Source organism: Methylibium sp., assembly GCF_013817365.1.
In the GTDB taxonomy this organism is placed as follows: Bacteria; Pseudomonadota; Gammaproteobacteria; order Burkholderiales; family Burkholderiaceae_C; genus Methylibium.
The window spans coordinates 1-9,371 of sequence record NZ_JACDCU010000123.1 but is presented as its reverse complement, the minus strand read 5'-3'; the positions used below and the strand labels follow the sequence as shown (position 1 = coordinate 9,371).

10 protein-coding genes and 1 pseudogene are annotated in these 9,371 nt (G+C 69.4%); 2 read left to right on the top strand and 9 right to left on the bottom strand.

What is annotated here, in order from left to right; translation table 11 throughout:
• From H0W38_RS09625 to H0W38_RS09590, 8 genes and pseudogenes are all read right to left on the bottom strand, one after another.
• A pseudogene (locus H0W38_RS09625) lies at nucleotides 1-106 on the bottom strand (threonylcarbamoyl-AMP synthase); the annotation flags it as partial.
• 32 nt (nucleotides 107-138) lie between these two features.
• Nucleotides 139-555: a type II toxin-antitoxin system VapC family toxin gene (locus tag H0W38_RS09620; protein ID WP_292453264.1), complete on the bottom strand. Its 417-nt coding sequence runs from the start codon at nucleotides 553-555 to the stop codon at nucleotides 139-141.
• The gene (locus H0W38_RS09615) at nucleotides 552-800 is read right to left on the bottom strand and encodes a pantothenate metabolism flavoprotein (RefSeq protein ID WP_292453261.1); all 249 of its coding nucleotides are present in this window, start codon (nucleotides 798-800) and stop codon (nucleotides 552-554) included. The genes H0W38_RS09620 and H0W38_RS09615 overlap by 4 nt, the downstream gene beginning before the upstream one ends.
• 74 nt (nucleotides 801-874) lie before the next feature.
• A complete protein-coding gene (locus H0W38_RS09610) occupies nucleotides 875-1,741 on the bottom strand; it encodes a 3',5'-nucleoside bisphosphate phosphatase (protein ID WP_292453258.1) in 867 nt (288 codons plus the stop codon).
• Nucleotides 1,742-1,817: 76 nt separating this feature from the next.
• Nucleotides 1,818-2,951, bottom strand: a complete 1,134-nt coding sequence (locus H0W38_RS09605; protein WP_292453255.1) for a PQQ-dependent sugar dehydrogenase — start codon at nucleotides 2,949-2,951, stop codon at nucleotides 1,818-1,820.
• Between the two features lie 64 nt (nucleotides 2,952-3,015).
• On the bottom strand, nucleotides 3,016-3,207 hold the full coding sequence (locus H0W38_RS09600) for a hypothetical protein (protein ID WP_292453252.1): 192 nt from the start codon (nucleotides 3,205-3,207) through the stop codon (nucleotides 3,016-3,018).
• Nucleotides 3,208-3,292: 85 nt separating this feature from the next.
• Complete coding sequence (gene recJ, locus H0W38_RS09595; RefSeq protein ID WP_292453250.1) at nucleotides 3,293-5,161, bottom strand: single-stranded-DNA-specific exonuclease RecJ; 1,869 nt, start codon at nucleotides 5,159-5,161, stop codon at nucleotides 3,293-3,295.
• Between the two features lie 17 nt (nucleotides 5,162-5,178).
• Nucleotides 5,179-6,108 carry a hypothetical protein gene (locus tag H0W38_RS09590; RefSeq protein WP_292453248.1) on the bottom strand — a complete coding sequence of 310 codons (930 nt, stop codon included), beginning with the start codon at nucleotides 6,106-6,108 and terminating at the stop codon, nucleotides 5,179-5,181.
• 176 nt (nucleotides 6,109-6,284) lie between these two features.
• Here H0W38_RS09590 and tal point away from each other — a divergent pair, with 176 nt between their 5' ends.
• Together tal and pgi are read left to right on the top strand one after the other, a co-directional pair.
• Nucleotides 6,285-7,235: a transaldolase gene (gene tal / locus H0W38_RS09585; RefSeq protein WP_292453246.1), complete on the top strand. Its 951-nt coding sequence runs from the start codon at nucleotides 6,285-6,287 to the stop codon at nucleotides 7,233-7,235.
• Complete coding sequence (gene pgi, locus H0W38_RS09580) at nucleotides 7,232-8,899, top strand: glucose-6-phosphate isomerase (protein WP_292453245.1); 1,668 nt, start codon at nucleotides 7,232-7,234, stop codon at nucleotides 8,897-8,899. The genes tal and pgi overlap by 4 nt, the downstream gene beginning before the upstream one ends.
• Nucleotides 8,900-8,970: 71 nt before the next feature.
• Here pgi and H0W38_RS09575 read toward each other — a convergent pair.
• Nucleotides 8,971-9,371: M20/M25/M40 family metallo-hydrolase (locus H0W38_RS09575; RefSeq protein ID WP_292453241.1), on the bottom strand; the 401-nt coding region annotated here is incomplete at its 5' end.

The window sequence follows — 9,371 nt, the reverse complement described above, 5'->3', positions numbered from 1 at the left end:
AGTCGGTGGGAATCGCCGCGATGCCGCCGCCATGGAGGATCTGCGCGGCCTGCTTGAGCAGGCGCGGCTGCGGGTTCTCCGGGTGGACCTCGAAGTACTGGGCCATGGCCGATTGTCGGCTGCCAAACGCTCCGTCGCTCAGCCCCAGGGGTTGATCACGGGCGTCGGCAGATCCTCGAAGTGGCGCACATTGCGCGTTGCCAGCGTTGCCCGGCGGGCGATGGCAATGCCGGCGATCTGGGTGTCGCGCACGTCCACCGCGCGTCCCGCCTGTTGGCGGGCAGCGCCGATCAAGGCGGCCTGGGCGGCAGCCTCGGCGTCGAAGGGCAGGATGCGGTGCTGCAGGTCTTCGTCGAGCAGGCGCTCGAAAGCATCTTCGAGAACGCGGCGACGCTTGCCGGGCGGCAGCAGCGCGAGGCCGAGCCGGCTCTCGAACACGGTGATGCTCGTCAGCCAGATCGATTGAGCGGGCTGGGCATCGAGCCAGGTCACCACTGCAGGCTCCGGCTCCCGGCGCATGAGCGCAGACAGCACATTCGTGTCGAGGATGATCACCGCTCGAACGACAGCGGTTGCACGGCCTGGCCCCGCAGTTCCGGCAAGTCTTGTGTCAAACCGGTCTTGGCGAATCGTGCAGCGATGCGGCTGCCGAGTTCGACGGCCGGAACGTGCTCGTCGTTCACGGCGTTGCGCAGGATCTGGCGCACCTCTTCTTCCATGCTGAACCCATGCCGCGCAGCACGGCGCTTCAGGCGCGTCTTGACGTCTTCCTCGAGATTGCGGACCGTGAACTGGGCCATGAGCTACTCCCCTGCAAGATTGATATCATGATATCAATCATATCCCCAGGGGCTTGCGGTCGCGGGCCTCATCGTCAGGCCCGCTGCACCCGCGCCTCGATCGCCTCCCACACCGGCGCGAGCTTGCCCGGCAGCCAGGGCAGGGCGCCCAGGTCGGTGCGGCTCTCCTCGGGGTCGTGGAAGTCGCTGCCGCGCGAGGCGAGCAGGTCGAATTCGAGCGCCATGTCGGCGTATTTGGCGTACTCGGCCGGGGTGTGGCTGCCCGTCACGACCTCCACCGCGCGGCCGCCATGCGCAATGAATTCGGTGAAGAGGGCGTACTCCTCGGTGGGCGTGAATCTGTAGCGGCCGGGGTGGGCAATGACCGCGGCGCCGCCGGCCGCCGTGATCCAGCGCACTGCGTCGCTCAGGCTGGCCCAGCGGTGGGCCACGAAGCCCGGCTTGCCCTCGATGAGGAACTTGCGGAACACCTCGTGCGTGTCGTAGCAGTGGCCGGTTTCGACCAGAAAGCGCGCGAAGTGCGTGCGAGAGATGAGTTCCGGGTTGCTCACGTAGCACAGGGCACCTTCGTAGGCACCCTCGATGCCCACCCGCGCCAGTCCGGCGGCCATGTCGCGTGCGCGCTGCTCGCGCCCACCGCGCGTGGCGGCCAGGCCGGCCACGAACCCCGGGTCGTCGACGTCGAAGCCGAGGCCGACGATGTGCACCGTGGTGCCGGCGAAGCTCACCGACACTTCCACGCCGCTCAACCAGGGCAGGCCGAGCGCGAGCGCGGCGTCGCGGGCGCGCTGCTGGCCGGCGATCTCATCGTGGTCGGTCAGTGCCCACAACTCCACGCCGTTGACCTTGGCCCGTGCGGCCAAGACCTCGGGCGCAAGCGTGCCGTCGGACACCAGCGAATGGCAGTGCAGATCGGCGTTGAGAATGGTTGCGGCGGTCACGGGCCGATTCTAGGGAGTGCCCCGGGGACGCTAGGGCATCAGGGCCGTGCGTATTGCGCGCACGCGCATGCGCGGCTCAGCCGCCGGGCTCGATGCGCAGCAGTTCGCCGTCGTCGGTGAGCAGATACAGGTGCCCGTCAGGGCCCTGGCGCACATCGCGCACGCGGGCACCGGCGTCGTGGCGGTGCTCGCGCACCACCTTGCTGCCGTCGAGTTCGAGCCGTACCAGCTGGCCGAACTTGAGCGAGCCGACCAGCGCCTGGCCCTTCCACGCCGCATGTCGATCGCTGGTCACGAAGGCCAAGCCGCTGGGCGCGATCGAAGGCACCCAGTGAGTGATCGGCGCGACGATCCCTTCTCGCGCCGTGCCTGCGCCGATCTTCGTGCCGGTGCCGTATTCGCGGCCGTAGGTGATGACCGGCCAGCCGTGGTTGCCGCCTTCTTGCGGAATGTTGAGCTCGTCGCCGCCCTGCGGGCCGTGCTCGTCGGCCCACAGCATGCCGGTCGCCGGATGCAGCGCCGCGCCCTGCACATTGCGGTGCCCGTAGCTCCAGATCTCGGGCAGCGCGCCGGCCGTCTCGACGAAGGGGTTGTCCGGCGGCACGCCGCCATCGTCGGTGATGCGCACGATCTTGCCGTGGTGGTTGTCGAGCGTAAGCGCGTCGTCGCGGCGGCTGCCGCGGTCGCCCAGCGTGATGAAGAGACGCCCCTCGCGATCGAACACCAGGCGCGAGCCGAAGTGCATGTTGCTCGCGACCTTGGGCGTCTGGCGGAACACCACCTTCACGTCGCGCAAGGCGCCGGCCGCAGCGTCGAGCCGGCCCCGCGCGACCGCCGTGCTGTTGCCCGAGCCGCTCTGCGCGGCCTCGCTGTAGCTCCAGTAGACGAGCTGGTTGTCAGCGAACTTCGGGTGCAGGGCCACGTCGAGCAGGCCGCCCTGACCGCGCGCCACGACGGGCGGCACACCGATGATCGGCGCGGAAAGCTTGCCGTCGGTGCCGACGATGCGCATCGTGCCCGGCTTCTCGGTGACGAGCATGCGGCCGGTCTCCTCGAAATCCGGCAGGAAGGCCAGCGACCATGGGTTGTCGAGACCCTTGGCTACGACGGTGGTGCGCAGCGGCGTCGCGGCGGGCTGGGCGCAGGCGGCGAAGGAGGTGGCGAGCGCGAGAGCGGCGGCGAGGCGGGGGAGCAATGCGGTCGGTTTCATCGCGCCAACTTTAGGGGCGCTTCGAAACTCCTGCAGGGCCGGGGCTCCCGCTGCGAAACGACAACTAGCGTGTCGAGATGTCGAAGCCGGGGATCGTGATACTGCTGCCGATTTCTTCGAATGCTGGCGAAATGGCGTAGACCACTCCAAAACAACTTGCGAGCAGCACCACGCACAGGATGGTGATGTGCGCCTTTGTACTGCGAATGAAATGCAGTTTCTCCGAGCGTTTGCTCTTGATACGTTCAGTTTTCATCTCTCCCCTTCTAGTTGTGTGTACAAGCGTACATACAAGAAGGGCGCGCGTCACCCTTTGTTTCCGGGAAGAGAGGTAAGAATTCTCAATCTGCGATCGCCTCGACCACCATCTGCACGCGCTCGCGCCCTTGGTAGCTGTCCACGCACAGCCGGTACGCCAGCCGAACCTGTTCCGCCACCGGCTCCGCATGCCCGAACCAGATGGCTTCGCGCAACTGGCCCTGGTGGCGCAGCGTGAGCTTGAGGTGTTTTTCCCCGACCAGCCGCTGCGACACCACCTCCACCTCGTCGCAGAACACCGGCGCTTCGAAGGCTTGGCCCCAGACCTCGCGGTCCATCGCATGCACGGTCTCGGCCGCGAACCACTGCGCGTCGAGCGGGCCGTCGGTGGCCAGGCGCCGGGCCAGCGTGGCGGGCGAGAGCCACTCCTGCGCCACCTTGGCCAGCGCCTGCTCGAAGGTGGCGAAGTCCTCCGCGGCCACCGTCGCGCCCGCCGCCATGGCGTGGCCGCCGAACTTGCGCAGCACGCCGGGGTGCCGCTTGCTCACCAGATCGAGCGCGTCCCGCAGGTGAAAGCCGGCGATCGAGCGGCCGGAGCCCTTGAGCAGCCCGTCCTGCCCGCGCGCGAACACGAAGGCGGGCCGGTGCAGCCGGTCCTTCAGGCGCGAGGCGACGATGCCGACCACGCCTTCGTGGAACTCGGCGTCGTAGATCGCCAGTGCGGGTGGCGCCATGCCGTCTTCGGGCAGCAGTGCCTCCACCATCGCCTCGGCCTGCTCGCGCATGCCGGTCTCGACCTCGCGGCGCTCGCGGTTGATGGCGTCGAGCTGCTGCGCCAGTTCGCCGGCGCGGGCCACGTCGTCGGTGAGCAGGCATTCGATGCCGAGCGTCATGTTCTCCATGCGGCCGGCGGCGTTCAGGCGCGGGCCGAGCGCGAAGCCGAAATCGAAGCCGCTGGCGCGCGCCGGCTCGCGGCCGGCCGCAGCGAAGAGTGCCGCCACGCCCGGTTGCATGCGGCCGGCGCGGATGCGTTTGAGGCCCTGCGCGACGAGGCGGCGGTTGTTGGCGTCGAGCTTGACCACGTCGGCAACGGTGCCGAGCGCGACCAGATCGAGCAGCGTGTCGAGCCGGGGTTGCGCCGATGCACGGGCCGGCCGCAGCGCGCCGGCCGGCCCGCAAGGCGGATCCATGCTCGCCTCGCCGGGATGCACCGAGCGGGCGGATGCCGCCTCGCCGGGTGCCGGCGTCGATCCCTCGCTCGCGGCGTCGCCGTACACGCCGCGAGCACGCAACTCGGCGCGCGTGGCGAGCAGCACGTAGAACATCACGCCCACGCCCGCCAGCGACTTGCTCGGGAAACAGCAGCCCGGCTGGTTCGGGTTGACGATCACGTCGGCCGCCGGCAACGCGATCGCATCGCCCTGCGGGCCCGACACGACCGCCGGCAAGTGGTGGTCGGTGACCAGCACTACCAAGCCGCGCGCCTTGGCATGCGCCACGCCCTCGAAGCTGGCGATGCCGTTGTCCACGGTGACCAGCAGGTCCGGGGCGGCCCCGTTGGCGAACGCGGTGAATGCGAGGTCGACGATGGCCGGCGTGAGCCCATAGCCGTGCACCTTGCGGTCGGGCACCACGTAGGCCAGCGTGCCGGGCGCGGCACCGAGCAGGGCCAGGCCGCGCAGCGCCACGGCGCAGGCCGTTGCGCCGTCGCAGTCGTAGTCGGCCACCACCACGATGCGGCGGCGAGCGGCCAGCGCGTCGGCGAGCAGGCGAGCGGCCTCGAGGGCGCCGCGCAGTTCGCCGGGCGGGATCAGCCGGGCCAGCGAGGCATCGAGTTCGTCGAAGCTGCGGATGCCGCGCGCGGCGTACAGGCGTGCCAGCAGCGGATGCACGCCGGCCTGTTCGAGCGACCAGGCGGTGCGGGGCGGAACGTCGCGGACGATGAGTTGCATGAGGGTGTGGGCCGGTATCAGAGTTCGGCCAGCATCGCCGCCGGCTCCTTGCGCTGCCAGCGTCCGCGCACTGCGGCGAACAGGCTGCGCGGCTCGCGCGCGAAGCTCTGCGCATGGCGCTCCCCGCACACGGTGAGCGTGAGCGGCTCGCCGCGCTGCGCTGCCGCCAGCGCCTCGCGCAGCGGGCCGCCGTCGAGCGCGCGCCACGCTTCGGTCCAGGCGGCCCAGTCCTCCGCGAGGGCCGGCGCGCGCAGCGCATCGAGCACGGTCGGTGCGGCATGGTGGGCCGGTTGGCGCAAGCCGCAGCCGCTCAGCCACACGGTGTTGAGCGTGGCCAGGCCGCGCGCCTCGCGCTGGTCGTTGAGCGGGTGGGTGTAGAGCAGCATCTGCACCTCGTTCTGCAGCCGCTTGACCAGCCGCGCGGCCGGATGCTCGGGCATCCACAGGTCCGGGTTGCGGCCGATCACGCGGTCGAGCGAGGCGGTGGGCAAGGCGGTGAGCGATTCGTGCGCCACGTACCAGCGCGTGGGGGCGCCCCAGGCCGCCCGCCAGCCGAGGCTTTCGAACTGGCCGCGCACGGCGTCGAAGAAGGCGCGCGACTCGGCGCCATCCAGCGCAAGCGCTTCGGGGTCGCCCATGGTCAGGTGGTCGCGGCCGACCTGCCAGTGCACGGGGCTGAGCAGGCCCCAGGCCAGGTCGCCCGTCTCGAGCCCGTCGGCCGCTGCGGCCTGCGCGGCCCAGGGCAGGGCGCCGTCACCGCCGCTCCAGCCGAGGGCGCGGGCGAGCACGCGCTCGTGAGGAGGGGAGAGCTGGTACTCGTCACCGGTATCGCGCTCGGTGGGCGTGAGGAGCGTGAGGAGCGAGGACAGACGAGGCAGCGTCAGCGCGCCGAGCGCCTGGCGTCCGAGGTCGGACAGTGCGCAGGCGAAGGGGATGACAAGGTGCATCGGCGCAGATTATCGGCGGCGCTTTTCCGATTGACCGCTCTCGGGGGGTGGGCGGGCAGCGGCTCAGTCTGATAAGTCGGGCCCTTGGCTTGCAGGGTCACACGCCGCACCGTGAGCCGCGGGGCCTGCGGTTTACCATGCCCGCATGCCCTTCGGCGCCACTGTCCACATGCTTCATGCCCAGCCAACTTGACCAGCTCAAGGCTTACACCGCAGTCGCCTGCGACACCGGCGATTTCCGGGAGTTGGCCGCCTTTGCGCCGCGCGACGCCACGACGAACCCCTCGCTGATCGTCCGGGCGATCGACCAGCCAGCCTATGCGCCCTTGCTGGCGCAGACGGTTGCGGCGCATCGCGGCCAGCCGCTCGATGCCGTGGTGGACCGCGTGCTGGTGCGCTTCGGCTGCGAGATTCTCGGCATCGTTCCCGGCCGCGTTTCCACTGAGGTGGACGCGCGGCTCAGCTTCGACACCGCCGCGACCATCGCGCGAGCGCAGCGCATCATGGCGCTGTACGCCTCCGAAGGCGTGGCCAGCGAGCGCGTGCTGATCAAGGTGGCCGCCACCTGGGAAGGCATTCAGGCCGCCAAGGCGCTCGAACACCATGGCATTCGCTGCAACCTCACGCTGGTGTTTTCCTTCTGCCAGGCCGTGGCCTGCGGCGAAGCGGGCGTGCAACTGGTTTCGCCCTTCGTCGGCCGCATCTACGACTGGCACAAGAAGGCGGCCGGCAATGCCTGGAACGAGGCGGCCAACGCCGGGGCCGACGACCCGGGCGTTCGTTCGGTGGCGCAGATCTGGCGTTACTTCAAGAAGTTCGGCATCGAGACCGAGGTCATGGGTGCGAGCTTTCGCAATGTCGGGCAGATCCTTGCGCTGGCGGGCTGCGACCTGCTGACCATCAGCCCCGAATTGCTGGCCGCGCTGCAGGCCAGCGATGCTCCGGTGGAGCGCGCACTCGACCCCGCGCAGGCTCGCGGCTGCGATGCCAAGGCCGTCAGCCACAACGAGCCGAGCTTTCGCCATGCGCTCAACGAGGACGCCATGGCGAGCGAGAAGCTCGGCGAGGGCATCCGCGCCTTCGGTGCCGATTCGGCCCGGCTCGACGCCATGGTGCAAGCGCTGTGACCGGGGCCGTCTCGTCGGACCCAGCCACACCGCCGCGCGGGGACCGCACCGCGGCGTGGGCTGCGCTGCAATCTCACTTCGAGGCCCACGGCCGCCGTTTCGACCTGCGCGATGCCTTTGCCGCCGACGCGCAGCGCTTCGAGCGTTTCAGTCTCGAGGCGCCGCACGTCTTTGCCGACCTGTCGAAGAACCGGCTCGACGACACCACGCTCGCGCTGCTGCTGCAACTCGCACGCGAAACCGGTGTGCAGACGCGCCGCGATGCGATGTTCGCCGGCGCGCCGATCAATGCCACCGAAGGCCGTGCCGTCCTGCACACGGCGCTGCGCGCGCCGCCGGGCAATGCGCCGTTCAGCGACGAAGTACACCAGACGCTGGACGCCATGCTGGCTTACGCCGACGAGGTGCGCGACCCGGCCTGCAGCGCCATCCGCGACGTCGTCAACATCGGCATCGGCGGCTCCGATCTCGGCCCGCAGATGGCGGTGCCGGCGCTCGCTGCGTACTGCCAGCCGGGCTTGCGCCTGCACTTCGTCGCCAACGTCGATGGCCACGACCTCGCTCGGCTGCTGACCACGTTGGAGCCTGAGCGCACGCTCTTCGTCGTCGCCTCCAAGACCTTCACCACCCAGGAAACGCTGGCCAACGCGCAGACGGCCAAGACCTGGTTCCTCGACCGCCTGGGCGAGCGCGGCGCGGCGGCGGTGCCGGGGCATTTCGTCGCAACCACCACCAACGTCAGCGCGGCGGCGGCCTTCGGCATCGAGACCACCTTCGGTTTCTGGGACTGGGTGGGAGGGCGCTATTCGCTGTGGAGCGCGATCGGCCTGCCGATCGCCATCGCGCTGGGCTCGGTGCACTTTCGCGCACTGCTGGCCGGCGCGCATGCGATGGACCGCCACTTCGCCGAGACGCCGCTGCACCGCAACCTGCCGGTGCTGCTGGGCCTGCTGGATGTGTGGAACCGCAACTTTCATGGCTTTTCCAGCCGTAGCGTGGCGCCCTATCACCAGGGGCTGGCGCGCTTGCCCGCCTACCTGCAGCAGCTGGAGATGGAGAGCAACGGCAAGTGCGTGGACATCGACGGCGAACCGCTGGTTCATGCGAGCAGCCCAGTGGTCTGGGGCGAGCCGGGCACCAACGGGCAGCACGCCTATTTCCAGATGCTGCACCAGGGCACCGACGTGATTCCGGTGGAATTCATCGCCGTGCGCGAAACCAGCCATGCGCTGCTCGATGTGCCGCCGGCCGTGCGAGCCGCGCTCGATGCCCAGCACGTCAAGCTGCTCGCCAACTGCCTGGCGCAGTCGCAGGCGCTCATGCAGGGCCAGACCTTCCAGCAGGCGCTCGGCTCGAAAGCGCCGACCGCCTCGCAGACGCTTGCGCCCGAAGTGATTGCACGTCATCGCAGCTTTCCCGGCAACCGGCCGAGCACCACCTTGCTGCTCGAGCGGCTCGACCCGGCGGGCCTCGGTGCGCTGATTGCGCTCTACGAGCACCGCGTCTTCACCAGCGGCGCCGTGTGGGGCATCAACAGCTTCGACCAGTGGGGCGTGGAGCTGGGCAAGGCGCTGTGCAATGCGTTGTTGCCGCGCTTCGAGAGCGGGGACGCGAATGGGCTCGATGGGTCCACCGCGGGGCTACTGAGAAGGCTGCGCGATTGAGCCTCGGTTCTCGCGTGCGGTGAATCCCGACTCGGCGACCCCGTTTTCGGCTGCGAGCGCGAAAAAGTTTTCTACCGCGCCGTGTGAAGCCAGCGCTCGGCGAGCCGGACCCACAAGGTCGCGCCCAGCGGAATCAGGTCGTCGTTGAAGTCGTAGCTCGGGTTGTGCAGCATGCAAGGCCCCATGCCGTGGCCGCCCTCACGGTGCGCGCCGTCGCCGTTGCCGATGACGAAATAGCAGCCGGGCCGGGCCTGCAGGAAATAGCTGAAGTCCTCCGCGCCCATGGTCGGCTCGAACTCGAGCACGTTCTCGGCGCCCACCACGTCGGCCATCACGTCCTGCGCAAAACGCGTTTCGGCATCGTGGTTGATGGTCGGCGGGTAGTTGCGTTCGAAGTGGAACTCGCAGGTGGCTTCGAAGGCAGCGCAGGTGGCCTCGGCCACCGTTTTCATGCGCCGCTCGATCAGGTCGA